Source organism: Bacillus sp. FSL K6-0138 (assembly GCF_037982765.1).
In the GTDB taxonomy this organism is placed as follows: Bacteria; Bacillota; Bacilli; order Bacillales; family Bacillaceae; genus Bacillus; species Bacillus glycinifermentans.
The window spans coordinates 1,929,642-1,949,020 of the sequence record NZ_CP150286.1 but is presented as its reverse complement, the minus strand read 5'-3'; the positions used below and the strand labels follow the sequence as shown (position 1 = coordinate 1,949,020).

The following is a 19,379-nucleotide window of genomic DNA, read 5'->3' as shown; positions in this document are numbered from 1 at the left end:
TGCTTTATGTTTTTATTCTTTTAAATCCATCTATATGTATATCCCCTTTTTATAGATGTAATCCCAGTGCTGCTTGTTTTTTGCTATGCTTCCTCTCTTTTCTTTGCTTTTCATTATAGCAGAGAGCCGAATTCTTCGTGAATGCACAAAAAAGGCATCCCTTTTCAGCAGGATGCCTTTTCCGCTTAAATTCTTACAGTCTTATTGACGATTCCATGAATCAATTTAGCGTTTTGTTCGAGAATGTCAGGATGGGATTTAGAAATCATTTGCATATGTTCCCCAGCGCCTTGGATCACTGTAAACGCTTTGTCCGTCGCGTTTTTCCACATCATGAAATCGTCATTCCGAGGTTCTTTCACTGACTTGATATAGCTTATATCACCGTCAATTGTACCGGACGTGATCGTGTTCTGGACATATACATAAGACTTCATAATTAATTCAACCAAATAGTCGCTCATGAGCTTTGCTAAATCCTTATATTTCTCAAGATCAAATGTTTTATAGATCTCCTTCCTGTATTCCTCCTCTGTGAACTGATCTTTCTCCGCTTCTGTACGGTATCTTGAATCGATGATAATCAGATCTTCCACTTCATATCCTCGGCGGTTCATTTCTTTTGCCACATCAAATGCGAGCACGCCTCCCGACGAATATCCTATGAGCGTGTATGGCCCTTCCGCCTGAATATTTCTGATGATGTTCACGTATTTTTCAATCCGGTTTTCAGATTGAATGAAGTTGAAGCTGTATACGGAATACTGATCCAAATGCTCGGCCAGGCCCATGTAGGCAATCCCCATAGAAGCCGCCGGCGGAAAGCAGAACAACGTTTTGCTGTTTTCTGCCGTGCTGCTCAGCTGTATGCAATCATCTGTATAGTCTTTTAACAATTGCTGCGCATTTTTTAAGAAGTCCGCTAGTTTTTGGATCGTCGGCTTCGCAAAAATGTCCTTAAACGGAACTCTAAAGCCCAGCTCTGTATAGAGTCTTGACACAAATGACATGACGTGTAAAGAGTTTGCCCCGATATCGAATAGGTTGGCGCTTATGCTGATCGGTTTGATGTTTAAGATGCCTTCCCATACGGCAGCAATTTTTTCTTCAAGCTCGCTTGCCGGAGGCACGTAATCCGTTTCCGCTGCTGCATTTCGGTCAGGCTCAGGAAGTGCCTTCAAATCGACTTTTCCGTTTGGTGTGAGCGGCAATGTATCAAGCGTCAGCAAATACGACGGAACCATGTAATCCGGAAGCTCTTTTGACAAAAACTCTTTTATTTCCGCCTGGCTGATTTCTGTTCTGCCTTTTTCCAAAACGATGTATGCGCAAAGGTACTGAATGCCGCTGTGATCCGTTTTCGCGGTAACAGCCGTTTCCTTTATATCCTTATGCCGTAATAATCGGTTCTCTATTTCTCCAAGCTCGATGCGATACCCGCGGATTTTCACCTGGTGGTCGATCCGTCCCAAAAACTCGATATTCCCATCCGGCCGAAGCCTTGCGAGATCTCCCGTCCGGTACATCCTTTCACCGGGCAAAAACGGGTTCGGCAGGAACCTTTCAGCCGTCAGCTCCGGCTTGTTCAGATAGCCTTTCGCCACTCCGTCTCCGCTAATATACAGCTCTCCGGCGATACCGATCGGCTGAACTTCTTGTTGATCATCCAAAATGTAAAGCTGGACATTCCGGCCCGGCTTGCCGATAGGAACTGAAACATGGCGGTCCCGTTCGGCATCATATTGGTAAATCATGCAGCCGACAACCGTTTCTGTTGGCCCGTACTCATTATAAATCTCAATCTTTGATTGGAACCTTTCAGAGATTTCTTTTGCCAGCTCGGATTTTAAATCTTCCCCTCCTACGATCAGCCGCTTTATGCTTGATCCGCTTCCGTCCAAGTCTCTGACAAGGCTTAAATGCGACGGCGTCAATTTGACGATCCCGGCTTTCTTGTCCTTGAACACTTTTCTGATGACCGGTTCCCCGTCATCGCTATGCTGATAGACAATCACTTTATTGCCTGAAATTAACGGCGTAAATATGGATGTCACCGTCAGATCGAAAGCAACTGATGAATAGAGGGCAAAATCAAGCTTTTCGCCTTGAACATAAACTTGGTCAGCCCATGTGATATAATTCACCAGTCCTCTTTGCCTGATCATCGTCCCTTTCGGTTTTCCTGTCGAGCCTGACGTATAGATGATATACGCGAGACTGTCGGGATCACCGGCCGGTTCCAGCCGATCGGCGGATAAGCTATCGAAGCCGCCGTCCAGATATACGGCTTCCTGGCGTTGTCCGATGGCGCCCGTCTTTTTGTCCACAAGGATAATTTCCGCTCCGCTGTCGTCAAGCATATACTCGATTCGCTCCTTCGGATATTCGGGATCAATCGGCAAATAGGCTCCTCCGGACTTCAAAATTCCCATGATTCCAACCATCATTTCCAGGGAACGTTCTGCCATGATGGCAACGATTGTATCTGGTCCTACCCCTTTTTCCCTGAGATATCTTGCGAGCTGATTTGATTTTTCATTCAGCTCCCGATATGTCAGCTTGTCATCTCCAAACACAACGGCTGTCAGCTCAGGGGTCTTTTCGGCCTGTTCTTCAAATAACTGATGAATCGTCTTGTCTTTCGGATAATCCGCCTTTGTATCATTAAACCGGTACAACAGCATATTTCGTTCTTCTTCCGAAAGGAGCTTGATTTCGCTTATCGTTTGATCTTCATTTTTAACAACCTGCTCGAGCACATGCTGAAGGTGTTTTTTCATGCTGTTGATGACTTGGTCATGATAAACATTTCCGTCATACGTGAATTTGACGGCTAACCGTTCGCCTGGAATTGCCACGATATTAAATCCGTAATTCGTTTGTTCTTCAGCATGAATTTCTTTATAAACAAAATCCGTTTTTTCATCAGGCTCAAAGGCGCTCTGGTCAATTGCATAATTTTCGAAAATCATCACATGGTCCAAGAGATCTCTTTTTAACTCGCTCTGCGACTGTACTTCCGACAGATTCATGTAATTGTATTTGCCGCTTTCTAAAGCATCTGCCTGAACTTTCGTTACCACATCCCTAAAGCTTTGATTTCTGCCGGCTCTGATCCTGGTCGGTATCGTATTGATGAAAAGCCCGACCATTTTCTCTATTCCGTCTACTTGGGCATCCCTTCCCGAGATGACGGTACCGAACACGACGTCTTCGGTTTGGTTGTATCTTGCCAGCATAATCCCCCAAGCGCTCTGCAATACGGTATGGACCGTCACGCTGTTCCGATTGGCGAGTTCTGTAATTCGGCGGGTCAATTCTGCCGGGAATTCAGCAACGGTTTCCTTTCTTTGATATTCTCCGTTTCCGGTTGGGCTTCCTAAAACCGAAATGTGCGATTTTTCGGCGAATCCCGATAAGTAATGCTTCCAATACGCTCTTCCTGCTTCTTTATCCTGTTCTTCGAGCCACTTCATATAATCGCTGTACGGTCTTCCGTCTTCAAGCTGAATCTCTTGACCGGCTGCTTTCTTATGATAGATGTGGAACAGCTCTCCCAAAATAATTCCCCTGCACCAGCCATCCAGAAGGATGTGGTGGTTTGTCCAGATGAACGTATAGGCGTCATCTGCGGTTCTCACAAGCGCCGCTCTGATCAATGTTTCTTTGCTTAAATGAAAACCTTTTTCCCTGTCTGCCTTGAGGTACTGTTCAACTGTGAGCTCTTGTTTATCCGGGCTTTGATGTCTTATATCAAGATACAGAAGGTTTATCTTTCTGTCCTTAATGATCACGTTCCTCGGTTCTTCCGTGATGTCGTACTCAACCGAAGCCCTTAGTATTTCGTGCCGATTCATGATAGCATTGAAGCTTTCTTCAAACAGCCTTTCATCAATATATCCCTTCATATCGATGGCCATTTGTTCAAAATACGCTTTCGATTCCTTGTCTTCAAGCGCGTGGAACAGCATGCCTTTTTGCATGTTGGCGAGCGGATATATTTTTTCGATTTCCATCCCCTTATATTTCCGTTTGATCTCCTCAAGCTGATGCAAGCTGATGGACTTGTCGCCGTAATCGGATGGCGTTTTTTCCGGCTCTTCTTTGGCTGCGCAGTGGCTGATGATGGTTTTAAGAGCTGTTTTATATGCTTCTGCAAAGGTGCTGACGGTGTCTTCATCGAATACTTTCGCGTTGTATGTCGTTTGAATGGTCAACCGTCCATTAAACACAAGCGCGTTTATTTCCATCGGATTTTCTCTCGTGATGCCGTTTCCTATCGATTCTCCCGGCGAAAGCCATGATGAAGTAAATTCTTTGCTGTTGATGTCTTCATCAAGCTGTCCCAAATAATTAAACAAAATCGGGGTGTTTGCACCTTTTATGAGATCTGCGTCCTTTGCGGTATATTTTAATATCCCGTATCCTATTCCTTTGTTTGGTACTTTTCTCAACGTTTCTTTGACTATTTTAATATTGGATGAGATGCCTTTTTCCTCTCCCAAATCGATGAATACCGGATATTTGGACGTAAACCACCCGATCGTGCGGCTGACGTCGATGCCGCCTATTGCCTTTTCCCTTCCGTGTCCTTCCATGCTGATTCTCAAGCTTGTATGGCCTGTTACATCCCTTGCAGCTACGAGAAGCGCCGTGATCAAAAGATCGTTGATTTCGGTATGATAAGCTTGGTTTGTTTCCCTCAGCAGCCGCCTTGTGTCTTCTTCACCGAGTTCCGTATTTAACGTGCGGCTGTCTTCATATTTGAATACGCCGGCTGCTTCCTTCATTTCCAGGAACCCGATGTTTTCACTTAAGGCTTGACACCAGTAGTCCTTTTCCTTCAGCAGCTTTTCCGTTCTTGAATAGTCTGCAATTTTCTGTGCAAATTCTTGGTAAGAAGCCGTTTTCGGATAGAATTCTATTGTTTTTCCGGCTTCTAATCGGCTGTACCCAAGCGCCAGGTCTTCAAACAATATCCTCCAGGATATTCCATCGGTGACGAGGTGATGGATCACGATCAAAAGGTGATCTCCTTCATCCGTATTAAAGATCGCCGTTTTCACCAAGGGACCATTTTCGATATCGATGCTTTGCTGGATCTCCGTTGCCAATTGATGAACCTTTTGGCGCTGGTCTTTTTCTTGTGAGACGTCATATACGCATAAATCAAACTGATGGCTGTCCGCTCCCCGGTTAAACTGAACGACCTTCCCGTTTTCTTCTTTAAATATCATTCTGAGAGCATCGTGGTGCTTTACTAATTCTTCAAATACCTGTTTGACCAGCCTCGCGTTAAATCCGCTTTTTCTAAACAGCATCACCGCATGATTATAATGGTTTCTGCCTTGTTTGTTCTGCGCGAAGAATTCCTGCTGAATCGGCGTTAACAGAACCTCTCCCTCAACCGCTTCATAGGATGCCGTTTTATCTGTTTCGGCCTTGGCATATTTGCTTAAAAACTTGATTTCCGGATTGGCAAATAAATCCTTCATGTCAAGCCCAATGCCTTCTCTTGATAATCTCGAAATAATCTGCAGCGCTTTAATGGAGTCTCCGCCCAGCGCAAAGAAGTTATGGGTGATTCCTATCTTTTCAACCCCCAGAACTTCTTGCCAGACCTTGACCATCGTTTCTTCCGCAGCGTTTCGCGGCGCTTCAAACGCAGCCTCTTGGCTCATCTTTGGCTCGGGCAATGCGGCCGTATCAATTTTTCCGTTGGCTGTCAGCGGCATGCTATCAACTTGGACAATACATGACGGAATCATGTAATCAGGGAGTTCACCCTTTAGATAAGTTCTTACGTCTTCGAACGTCATGTTCACGTCTGACGTCACATATGCGCAAAGCTGTCTGACGCCGTTCTGATCCTCTTTGACAGCGATTTGGGTTTCTTTTATCTGTTCGTGTTTCAACAATGTATTTTTGATTTCTTCCGTTTCGATTCTGTAACCCCTGATCTTTACTTGGCTGTCCATCCGGCCTGAAAGCTCGATGCTGCCGTCGCTTAACCGTCTGGCGAAATCTCCCGTCCGGTACATTCGTTCATTTGGCGAAAACGGATTTTCAACGAATTTTTCTGCCGTCAAATCAGGCCTGTTTAGATAACCGCCTGTCACTCCGTCTCCCGCGATGCACAATTCCCCAAATACGCCTTCCGGAACGGGATTCATGTTTTGATCCAGTACATATACCTTCGTATTATGAATCGGAGCGCCGATGACCGGACGTTCTTTGAAGGAATGAAGGCGTTTTGAATCGATCATTTGAAAAACCGAGCCGATTGTCGTTTCAGTAGGTCCGTAATGGTTCATGATCATGTGATTCGGATATTGCTTTAAATAAGTTTCTACGTCTTTCGTGTTGATCATCTCTCCGCCCAAGACAACAAGCCTGAGCTTGTCTAATGCATTTTCGGCGGAAAAGCCGGGATCATTGACCAAAATGTTAAATAGCGACGGTGTCAGCTTCATATAGGTGATTTCATTTTCTTTAATATACGTCAAGGCCCGATGTGCGTTTGTATAGAGCTCTTTCCGCGCGATATGCAGTTCGCTTCCGCTTAAAAGGGATGAGAATATGCTTGTATAACCCAGATCAAACGCATAGGAAGACACCAGCATCGCTTTATCGTTTTCCTTCAGAGCCGCTTCCTTTATAAACCACGCTGTATAGTTCACCGCATTGTAATGCTTTGCCAGTACCCCTTTCGGTTTTCCGGTGGAGCCTGATGTGTAAATGATATAAGCGCAGCTGTCAGCCGCGGTGCACGCAGACAAGTTTGACGAAGCTTTTGCATATGCCGCACCGTCATCTACATTGACGATGTCTCCGTTAAAGACGACGTTTTCCTTGACGGAGCCTTTGACAAGCAATATGTCCGCCCCGCTGTCACTCAGAATGTCATTTGTTCTTTTGGCAATCTGCTCCGTATCGATCGGCAGAAATGCAGCTCCGGATTTCAGTACAGCCAGAATGGAAATGATCATCTCAAGCGACGGTTCAACCATGATGCCGACTGCGACGTCTGCATCTGCTCCTTTTTCTCTCAGCAGCCTTGCCAGCTGATTTGATTTTTCGTTCAGTTCCCGGTACGTCAGCTTTTGGTCCTCAAATACCACCGCGGTTTTGTCAGGTGTTTTCTCCGCCTGTTTTTCAAACAGCTCGCTGATCGTCCTATCCTTTGGATAATCGGCCTGTTTCCCGTTGCATTTATATAAAAGCCGATTCGTTTCATCCTGTGACAGCATATCGACGTCATGTAGCCGAATCTCAGGATCGTTTGCTAGAGCTTTTAAAATATTGGAAAAATGCCGTGCCATTCTTTCAATGGTCGCCCGCTGAAACAGCTTTGTGCAGTAGTTGAGGACGCATTGAATATTTTCGTCTGTTTCGGCCGCTGTCAGCGTCAAATCAAATTTTGATATATGCATGTCCGTTTTGAGCGGTTTAAACTTGAGCCCTTGAATCGCAAATTCATCGCTGTCAAAGTTTTGCAGAACAAGCATCGTATCAAACAGCGCATTTCTGCTCATATCCCGTTTGACATTGAGCTTCTCGACCAGTTCGTCAAATTGATAGTCCTGATTTTCATATGCTTTCAGCGCCGTCTCCTTGACTTCTTGTAAATAATCAGCAAATTTCATGCCGCCTTTTGGATAGTTCCTCATGGCAAGCGTATTGAGAAACATTCCGATCACTTGCTTCATATCGCTGTGGTATCTTCCCGCTATCGGCGAACCAACGACAATATCTTCCTGGCCGGTATACTTTGAAAGCAATGTTGTGTAGCCGGCCAAAAGCAGCATATACATTGTAACGCCGTATTCTTTCGCCAGCCTCCTAAGCTTGCCGGTTGTTTCGCCGTCGATTTCAAACTGAAGGATATCCCCTTCAAATTGGCGATTTTGCGGCCTTTTATAATCGGTCGGCAAATTCAGAACCGGGACATCGTCTTTAAAGACATTAAGCCAGTATTCTTCCTGCCGTTTCATTTCTTCTTTTTGGAAGAATTGCTTCTGCCACTCGGAAAAGTCTTTATACTGAATCGATAATGGCGGCAATGATTTTCCCTCATACAACTCGGCCAGCTCTTTTGTAAAAATGGCCATCGATACACCGTCAGAAATGATATGATGCATATCGAGCATCATAATATGCTCTTCATCGTTCACTTTTAATACTTCCGCTCTTAAAAGCGGGGCCTTTGCCAGATCGAACGGCCTGATAAACGCTTTGATTTTCTCTTCGAGACGTTCTGTTCCCAACCGGCCGTACTTTACGTTAAAATCGACTTCTTTTTCGATCTTCTGCACAGGTTCACCGTCAGCCATAAAAATCGATGTCCTGAAAGCCTCGTGTCTTTGAATCAGCTGCCGGAAAGCCCCCTCCAGCCGCTGCACATCAAAACGTCCTTCAATTTTCATGACGAAAGGCATGTTATAAGAGATGCCGCCGCCTTCGATTTGGTTGAGGATAAAGAGCCTTCTCTGCGCAGATGACAATGTGTAATGTTCTTTTTCTTCCGCTTTCGCAATCGATGCATACGGGCTTTCTTTTGTCGATTCGATAAATTCGCCTAAATCCTTTATCGTCGGGGTTTCGAATATTTGCCGCAAAGGGACTTCAACATTCAGTTCTTTATGCATTTTTGCAGCTAAAGCCGCGGCTTTGAGAGAATGTCCGCCAATCTCGAAGAAGTTATGGCTGATTCCGATTTTATCGATTCCTAAAACTTCCTTCCAAATCGAAACAAGCTTTTCTTCCGCTGCATTTCGAGGCGCTTCATACTCCGCTGGCGAGCTGACATAGCCGTCCGGTTCCGGAAGCGCTTTTCGGTCGATTTTCCCGTTTGCCGTAAGCGGCAGCCGGTCAAGCTTGACAAAGTATTGCGGAACCATGTAGTCCGGAAGTTCTTTCAGCAAATATTTTCTGATGTCTGATATGCCCGCAGTTTTTTCTGACGTGATGTACGCGCAAAGATATTTGCTGCCGTCTTGAGACTCTCTGGCAATGACTGCCGCTCTGTCAATGCCTTCATATTTGAGCAATTGATTTTCGATTTCCCCAAGTTCGATTCTGAAACCGCGTATTTTGACTTGATGATCGATTCTTCCTAAATATTCGATGTTCCCGTCCGGCAGAAGTCTTGCGAGATCCCCTGTGCGGTACATTCTTTCCCCCGGAATAAACGGATTTGACACAAACATTTCGGCGGTAAGGTCCGGGTTGTTTAAATACCCGCGGGCCAGGCCTTCCCCGCTTACACAAAGTTCGCCTGAAGCCCCGAGCGGCATCACCCGCTGTTCGGCATCCAGAATATAAACTTTGTGATTGCTGATCGGCCTTCCAATCAGAACCTTTCGGTCACCTTTACGCAATTCGCTCCATGTCGAACAAACGCTGTTTTCCGTTGGTCCGTATTCATTAAATAATCGAACGTGCGGAAGCTTTTCAAAATGCTTCTGCACCAGGTGTTCATTAAAGCCTTCCCCGGCAATCGTGACAAACCTTAAATCGTTCAAAGGATGCTCAATCGTATTTAACACGTTTTGATAAAAGCTCGGGACGGCCAGAAAATTTGTCACTTTATGAGTCCGCAGCACGCTGATCAATTCATTGACATTCACTTTCAGATCTTTTATTAATACGAGCGTTGCCCCTGAAAGAAGCGAGGTGAAAATATCTTCTACAGAGCTGTCAAATGAAAAGGACGGGACTTGCAGCGTCGTATCGGCTGGACTGTAGCCATACGCTTGTTTTCTCCAGCACAACGTGTTTACAATCGATTGATGATTGACCATAACGCCTTTCGGTTTTCCGGTCGATCCCGACGTATAGATGATATAGGCCATATCGGCAGAGCCGGCGGCATGCTGCAAATTCTCTGTGCCGCTGTCATCTGTCAGCACATCTTTATTCATGTCGATACAGGTGAAATCAACGTTTATTTGCTTATCCGCCTTTTTCAGCAGGATGTGAATCCCGCTGTCCTCCAGCATGTACTTGATCCGGTCTTCCGGATATTCCGGATCGATCGGCAAGTATGCTCCCCCGGATTTCAGCACCGCAATCATGCCGATGATCATTTCCATTGACCGTTCCGCCATTACACCGACGATCATATTAGGTTTTACGCCTTTTTCCCTTAACATCTTCGCTAACCTGTTTGATTTTACATTGAGCTCCCGGTATGTCAGCATTTGCTCTTCAAAAACAAGCGCGATATTTTCAGGCGTCCGTTCCGCCTGCTCTTCAAACAGCTGATGGATCGTTTTATTTTTTGGATAATGAGCTGCCGTATCGTTGAAATCATACAATATCCTTTTTCTTTCTTTTTCCGGGAGAATGTCGATTTCGCTTATCTTCCGATTTTCATTCGTCACCACTTGCTCAACGGCTCTTTTGATGTGGCTTTCGATATTGCCGATGATTTCTTCGTCGTAGACATTACCGTCATATGTTAAGACCAGCGTCAGCTGTTCACCCGGAGTTGCCGACATGCTAAAGCTGTAATTGCTTTGTTCTGCGGCGCTTATCCCTTTCACTTTAAAGCCTGTTTCCGTCTGGTTCTGTTCCAGGAGCTGCTCGTCAACTTCATAATTTTCAAACACAAGAATATGATCGATCAGATCCTTTTTTAAACCGCTCAATGCCTGTACTTCAGCGAGATTCATATAGTTGTAGCGATTGCTTTCGATCGCTTCGGCCTGAACCGTTTTTAAGATGTCATTGATGCCCTTGTTTTTTTCAAATCTGATTCTTGTCGGGATGGTATTGATAAACAGGCCGATCATGTCTTCGATTCCGTCTACTTTTGCTTCCCTTCCCGAAACGACCGTTCCAAACACCACATCTTCTATATTGTTATACTTCGCCAATACAAGGCCCCAAATGGTCTGAAGCACCGTATGGAACGTTACGCTGTTGCTGCCGGCAAATTCCTTGATTTGATGTGTAAGCTGTTTTGAAAAGCTGATAACCTTTTCTTGCCTGTCATACCGTCCATTCTTTTTGCCGTTCTTACATGCAGGAATTTGCGCTTGTTCTTCATACCCTTCTAAATATGTGCTCCAATATTGACGCGCTTCCTCTTTGTCTTGTTTTTCCAGCCATTTAATATAGTCGCTGTACGGCTTCGGTTCTTTTAATCGATGTGCTTCTCCTTTTATCATTTTTTCATAGACGGTAAACAGCTCGCCCAGAATGATGCCGAGGCACCAGCCATCCAGCAGGATGTGATGGTGGCTCCATACCAGTTGATATGATTCGCCGGCTGTTTTGATCAAATAAACCCTCATCAGCATATCCTTGCTTAAATCGAAGCCTTTTTCCCGGTCTTCTGCAATGTATCTTTCAATTAATCGATCCTTGTGAGCAGGACTGCTCTTTTCGATATCGCAATAGTAAAAATCGATTTTCCGATCTTCGATAATGACCTGCCTTGGGTCCTCAACGATTTCGTATTCAAATGAGGCTCTCAATATTTCGTGACGCTTCACGATCTCATTGAAGCTTTTCTCCAAAATATCCGGGTCAACATATCCTTCAATTTGCATAACCGTCTGCTGAAAATATGCGCTTGATGTGTGATCCTCAATGGCATGAAACAGCATTCCCTTTTGCATATTGGCCAGCGGATAGATCTTCTCAATTTTGGCTTCTCCGTATTTTCCTTTTATTTCTTCCAGTTCATCTAAGCTGATGTTCGTATCTCCATAGTCAAACGGCGTGCGTTCGCTTTCCGTTTGACTTGCGCAATGGCTGATGATTTTTTCAAGGCTTTCTTTATAATTTTCATTCAGCCGGCTGATCGTTTCTTTCGTGTATTCTAATTCATTAAAGGTTGTTTGAATCATTAACTTATGATTCATGATGATGGAATTGATTTCGATTGAGCGGCCCCTAGCAATTTTTCCTCCGATGCTTTCACCCTCAGGTAAGTCCGATCCTGAAAATTCGCCGCGGTTAATGTCAGCATCTATTTCACCTAAATAGTTGAATGAAATCTGCGCTTTCTCTTCATTGATTAAATCAGGGTCTTGAGCCGCATATTTTAATACCCCGTAGCCCATTCCTTTATTCGGTATTTTTCTCAAAGTCTCTTTGACCATTTTGATATTTTGGGAGATATCCGTTTCTTTGCCCAAATCAATAAATACCGGGTACAGCGTCGTAAACCAGCCGACCGTCCGGCTGATGTCAACGCCGTCAAGGATGCTTTCCCTGCCGTGGCCTTCCATCATGACTTTCAGTTTATTTTCGCCGGTCATTTCTCTGACTCCGGCTATTAATGCGGTTAATAAAATGTCGTTGATTTCCGTGTTGTAGGCTCTGTTTGTTTTTCTTAGTAGAGCCGAAGTCGTCTCTTTGTCGAGCGTGATGCTTAATGTCGTGCTGTTCTCAAATGTATCCCTTTTTAATGATTTGATTTGCGGAATGAATGGACTTTCAGCCTGTGCAATACCGCGCCAATACTCCGCCTCGTTCAATAATTTGCGGCTCTTGGCGTACGCCTTTAATTGGCGTGCGAATTCTTGATAGGAATCCGTTTTGTATCCGATGTCGAGCGGTTCGCCTTTTAATGCCTGATGGTACAATGTTTCAAAGTCTTCGAACAGGATTCTCCACGACACCCCGTCAACGACAAGGTGGTGGATGACAATCAAAAGATGATCGCCCTCTTCTGTTTGGAAAATGCCGAGGTTCACCAGCTTCCCGTCCTTGATGGAGGATTGCTTTTGAATACCGGTCGCCAGTTCATGAACCCTTTCCGCTGTATTCTCTGTACCTTTCAGATTGTGAACGTATAAACCGAAAAGATTTTCCCGATAGTCTCTGTTATATTGAATGATCTCCCCGCCATGTTCTTTATAGATCATCCTTAGGGCATCGTGATGCTCCATTATTTTATGAAAGGCTTTTCTTACGCTTTTTACATCAAAGCCGCCCTTTCTAAAGATCATAAACGACTGGTTGAAGTGGTCGATCTCTTCTTTGTTTTTCTCGAAAAACCATTGTTGGATCGGCGTTAATTCCGTTTCTCCTTCAATCGTTTCATAGGCTTTTTTCCGTTCGCTTCCTTTTTTGACGTATTTGCTTACATCTTTGATTTTAGGGTTCGCAAACAAATCCTTGATCTCAAGCTTCAGGTTCAGCCTTGAGAGCTTTGAAACGATCTGCAGCGCCTTTATCGAATCGCCGCCTGAGGCGAAGAAATGGTGGTTGATCCCGATATCCTGTGCACCGAGAACCTCCCTCCATATTTCCACAAGTTTTGCCTCTGTTTCATTCCGCGGCGCTTCGTATTCCGCTCCAGTGCCGATGCGCATGTCAGGTTCAGGCAGCGCTTTTCGGTCAACTTTATCGTTTGAAGTCAGCGGCAGTTTATCAAGCTTGACAAAATATGCCGGAATCATGTAATGAGGAAGCTCTTTCTCGAGCCATTCGCTCACTTCTGTCGCCGTCATTTCTTTTTTCGAAACGAAATAAGCGCATAAATAATCGGTATTGTCTTTATCCGTTCTGGAAATGACAACCGCTTCATCTATATCGTCATGCTTGAGCAATTGATTCTCGATTTCGCCGAGTTCAATCCGGTAGCCGCGAATTTTCACCTGATGGTCGATTCTTCCTAAAAACTCAAGATTTCCGTCAGGAAGCCATCTGGCCAGGTCTCCTGTTCGATACAGCTTTTCAGCAGGTACAAACGGATTCGGGATAAACTTTTCTGCCGTAAGTTCCGGTTTGTTTATATACCCGCGGGCCAGACCGCTCCCGCCGACGCACAGCTCTCCCACGACGCCTGCCGCGACGGGCTGCTGGTTTTGATCCAATACATATACGTTTGTATTGGCGATCGGGCGGCCGATATGCGGGCGGCCATCTCCTTTGTAGACCCCCGCGGTTGCACAGACCGTCGTTTCCGTCGGTCCATAAGCGTTGATAAACACCCGATTGCCGGACCATCTTTTTGCAAGTTCTTCGCTGCACGCTGAACCGGCGGATACGATGACTTTGAGGTTGTCCAACCGAGGTTCATCCAAACTATTGAGAACCGTCGGCGGCAGAGTCGCATGCGTGATTTCATGATGGCGCAAAAAGCTTGTCAGCGGCTGTCCTGGCATCAGATCCTCTTGTCGGCCCAAAACCAAGGCGGCTCCTCCCGCCAGCGCCGAAAATATTTCAAATGCTGAAGCATCAAATGAAAGGGAAGCGAATTGAACGACTCTGCTATCCGTCTTTATGTGCATCAATTCAATGACGGCATGAACCAGATTGCACAGGCCTTTTTGTTCGATTAATACGCCCTTCGGCTTCCCGGTAGATCCGGAAGTATAGATGATATATGCCAGGTCCCCGCCGTGATGAACATGAAGCAGACGATCCGCATCCTGCCCCGCGATCCGTTCGTCATGGATGTCTATTTTCATAAGGCTGGCATCTTTTATCAACGCCCGTTCTTTCATAAGCGCATCTTGCGTCAGAAGAACCTTCGTTTGACTGTCTTCAAGGATATACTTGATCCTGTCTTCCGGATATGCCGGATCAAGCGGCAGATAGGCGGCACCGGCCTTCATAATTCCAAGGATTCCGACGATCATTTCAGGAGAGCGTTCCACCATAATTCCAACTGGGGTGTTCGGTTCTACACCTTTCTCTCTTAAAAATCTGGCCAATTGATTTGATCTTTCATCCAGTTCCCTGTATGTCAGCTTTTGATCGTCAAACACCAGCGCTGTATGGTCAGGCGTTTGTTCAGCCCGTTCCTCAATCAGTTCGCATATCGTTTTGTCTGTTGGAAAATCTGTCTTTGTATCATTAAAGTGATACAATAATTTGTTCCTTTCATCTTCCGACAATATCTCGATCTGATTCAGCCTGATGTCAGTATGATTCGAAATCTCCCTTAAAACGCGGACAAAATGCTTTGACATTCTTTCAATCGTTTCTTTTTTGAACAATTTTGTGCAGTATTCCAAATCAAACTCTATACCGGAGTCTTTCTCTATTGCCGATAATGTGAAATCAAATTTTGAAATATGAATGTCGCTTTCATATGTTTCAAACGTCAGCCCTTTAATATCAGCATCAGCATGATCAAGGTTTTGCAGGACGAACATCGTATCAAACAGCGGGTTTCTGCTCATATCCCTGTTAAGATCGAGCTGTTCAACGAGGTCATCAAATTGATAATCCTGATTTTCATACGCTTTCAGCGCAGTTTCTTTTACATCTTTTAAATATTCGGCAAATGTCTTTCCGCCTTTTGGATACGTCCTCATAGCCAGCGTATTGACAAACATTCCGATCACATTCTTCAAATCATGATGCTGTCTGCCTTGAATCGGCGATCCGACGACCACATCTTCTTGTCCCGTATATTTTGAAAGCAATACCGTATACGCAGCCAGAAGAAGCATATACATGGTGGTTCCGTTGTTTTTGGCGATTAGATTAAGCTTCTTCGTCAATTCGGCGCCAATTCTAAAACCGATTCTGTCGCCTTCCACGCTTTGTATTTGCGGTCTTGGAAAGTCGGTCGGCATATCTAGGACAGGAATGTCATCTTTAAAGACATTCAGCCAATATTGTTTCTGTTTTTTGATCTCATCTTTTTGATAAAACGCTTTTTGCCATTCTGAGTAGTCCTTATATTGGATGTTGAGCGGCGCGAGTTCTTTTCCTTCGTATAAATCGCAGATCTCTTTTGTTAACACGCCCATGGAAGAGCCGTCTGAAATGATATGATGCATATCAAACATGATGATATGTTCTTTTTCATCAACCTTTAATACTTCCGCTCGAAATAGCGGCGCTTTTTCCAAATCAAACGGTCTGACAAAAGCCTTTATTTTGTCTGAAATACAATCAGATCCCAATTCGCTGTACTTGATGCGAAAATCGATATGCTTTTCAATCTTTTGAACAGGCTCGCCATTCTCCATCAAGAAGGAGGTTCTGAACGCTTCGTGCCTTTCCGTTAATTTTTTCAATACATCCTCAAACCGGCGTATATCAAAGCTGCCCTTTACTTTCATTGTAAAAGGTATGTTATAGGACAAGCCGCTCTCTTCGATTTGGTTGAGAATGTATAATCTTTTTTGGGCGGATGAGAGCTGATAATATTCTTTTTCTTTCACTTTTTTGATAGATGAATAAACGCTTTTTTTCGTTGATTGAATAAACTCTCCAAGCCCTTTAATTGTCGGCGTTTTAAATATTTGCCTAAGAGGAACTTCGGTCTTCAGCTCCTTCTGAATTTTAGCCGTCATCGCTGCGGCTTTGAGAGAGTGGCCTCCCATTTCGAAGAAGCGGTCATTGATTCCAATCTTCTTCACGCCTAAAATTTCACGCCACATCGCTGCCAGCTTTTCTTCCGTTTCATTCCTCGGCGCTTCATACTCCGTTTCTGATGCGGCCGTTTTGTCAGGCTCAGGCAATGCTTTTCTGTCCACTTTTCCGTTTTTGGTCAGAGGAAGCTTGTCCAGTTTGACAAAATAGGCGGGGATCATGTATTCCGGCAGTTTGCTTCTCAACCATTCCCTCAGCTCGCCGATCGCGATCTCGCACTTTGCCGTGATATAGGCGCAAATGTACGGGCGGCTCTCCCCGTCTTCCCTGACGGTGACGATCGTTTCACTGATGGCGTCATGCTTCTGAAGCTGGCTTTCGATTTCGCCGAGTTCGATCCGGAAGCCCCGGATTTTCACCTGATGGTCGATCCGGCCGATAAATTCGATGTTTCCGTCAGGCAGCCATTTCGCCAGGTCTCCCGTTTTATACAGACGCTCACCCGGGATAAACGGATGCGGGATAAACTTTTCCGCTGTCAGCTCTTCGCGGTTTAAATACCCTTTGCTTAACCCGTCTCCTGATATGCAAAGCTCGCCCGGAACGCCGATCGGCAGGAGACGGCCGTGTTCGTCCATGATCAGTGCCGTCGTATTCGCAAGCGGGCTGCCGATCGGAATCGTATCGGCTTCTTCATCAATTTCGTTAATGGCATAATATGTTGCGTACACCGTGCTTTCCGTCGGGCCGTACACGTGAATCAGCCTGTCTTTTCCGACGCGGTCGAGCACTTTTTTGGCGTGCGGAATCGAGACCCGCTCCCCGCCGAACAATATTTTCCGCAGATTGGCCAGACAGTCGAGATTGATATCGGCAAGTGTATTGAACAGCGCCGTCGTAATGAACATCACGCTGACCTTCTCTTTGTCGATCACTTCTGCCAGCTCATGAATGTTTAATACCGTTTCTTTTTCAATCAAGACGAGTGTTGCGCCGTTTAATAGAGCGCCGAAAATGTCGAACACCGATCCGTCAAACGAGTAGTTCGACAATTGAAGAATGACGTCGTCGTGCCGAATGTCAATGTAATTGGTGTTCCGTACGACGCGGATGGCGCTGTAGTGCGGGATGACCACGCCTTTAGGCGTTCCGGTTGATCCGGAGGTATATACGATATACGCTGTATCACCCGAACGATTGACATGCGGAAGGTTTTTCACGCTTAACATTTGGAGCTCGCCGGAGCATAGGTCAACTGCCTCAACATCAAACCCTTCAAGCAATGGCTCTGTTGTTAATACCAGTTTTGCACCGCTGTTCTCCAACATATAATCGATTCTGTCTTTCGGCGTTTCGGGATCAATCGGCAAATACGCCGCCCCCGCCTTTAAAATTCCCATGATGCCGATGATCATCTCAAAGGAGCGCTCCGCGAGGATCGCCGCAACAGAGCCTGCGCCAACGCCTTTTTCCCTGAGCAGTCTCGCTGTCTGGTTCGCTTTTTCATTCAGCTCCTTGTACGTCAGGCTTCGGCTGCCGAACACGGCGGCCCTGTGATCAGGGTTTTTCTCCGCCTGTTCCTCAAACAGCTGATGGAGGGTCTTGTCTTTTGGGTAATCGGTTTTCGTGTCGTTGAATTCGTATAGGAGCATGTGTTTTTCTTCTTCTGACACAAGCTCGATTTCGCTTAATGTTTTCTCATCATGTTCAGCCACTTGTTCGGCGACCGCTATGATATGCCTTTCGATATTATTGATAATCTCTTCGCCGTAAACATTCTCATCGTAGATAAGCAAGAGCTTTAAGCGGCCGTCAAGCCCGGCGGAGATGCTGAAGCTATAGTTCGTTTGTTCTTCCCCTCCGACATTCTCCATTTCAAACCCTAAATCATTTCTTTGTTCAAACGCTTTTTGGTCTACGGCATAGTTTTCAAATACCATGACATGATCGATCAAATCATGTTTCAATTCGCTCAGCGATTGAACCTCCGCTAAATTCAGATAATTGTAGCGATTGCTTTCCAATGCGTCAGATTGTGTTTTTCTTAACACATCTTTAAAGCTCATGTCTCTTTCCAGCCTGATTCTGGTCGGGATTGTATTGATGAAGACGCCGACCATTTTTTCGATCCCTTCCACCTCAGCATCCCTTCCGGAGACAACGGTTCCGAACACCACATCTTCGCTATTGTTGTACCTTGCTAAAATTACGCCCCAAATGCTTTGCAAAACGGTATTGATTGTCACACGATTCCGATTTGCCAATTTCAAAAGGCCATTTGTGAGTTTTTCGGAACATTCAATTAATTTTTCCTTTCTTTTAGGCTGAGGTGCACCGGAATGCGTGCTCAGCTTGGGAATCATCGTTTTTTGATCACAGCCTTCTAAATATTGCTTCCAATATTCCTTGGCTTCCTCTTTATCCTGGCTTTCAAGCCACTTGATATAGTCACTGTATGGTCTAGGGTCCTCCAATTGATGCCTTTTGCCTTTTCGTTTCTTTTCGTAAATCGTAAAGAGCTCATCCAATATAATCCCAAGGCACCAGCCATCTAGCAAAATGTGATGATACGTCCAGATCAATTGGTATGAATCCTCATCCCTTCTGATGAGGCAGGCTCTCATCAAAGTTTCTTTGGCCAAGTCAAACCCCTTTTGTTTATCTTCTTGCAAAAATTTTCTCAAAACATCGTCCTGATTATGCTGATCGCGGATATCACGGTATTCAAACTTTATTTTCCGATCTTTAATGATGACGTGTAACGGCTCCTCCAATTTGTAGGTAAATGATGCTCGTAATATCTCATGCCTTTTCATAACTTCATTCAGGCTGTCCTCAAATATCTGCTCATCTACTTGGCCTTTTAAATCGATGATAAGCTGCTCAAAATATGCAGATGACGCTTTGTCTTCCATGGCATGAAACAGCATTCCTTTTTGCATGTTTGATAACGGATATATTTTCTCAACTTTGGTTTTCATATCGCAATCTCAGCTCCTAGAATTCCTTTAGTTTTCGATATGCACATCATCAATGTCAGCGGCTGCTGCCGCGAAAGAAACCGGCAGCAGCACTTTTTTGAGAAG

The 19,379-nt window shown here is 45.1% G+C and carries 1 protein-coding gene; it reads right to left on the bottom strand.

Annotation, left to right across the window (positions count from 1 at the left end):
* Positions 1-185: 185 nt before the first annotated feature.
* On the bottom strand, positions 186-19,274 hold the full coding sequence (locus tag MHB78_RS10235) for a non-ribosomal peptide synthetase (protein WP_065894575.1): 19,089 nt from the start codon (positions 19,272-19,274) through the stop codon (positions 186-188).
* Between the last annotated feature and the right edge of the window lie 105 nt (positions 19,275-19,379).

What these genes read in the sequence shown, in the direction of transcription:
- MHB78_RS10235 (WP_065894575.1), bottom strand. Translation starts at nt 19,274, where the DNA reads ATGAAAACCAAAGTTGAGAAAATATATCCGTTATCAAACATGCAAAAA.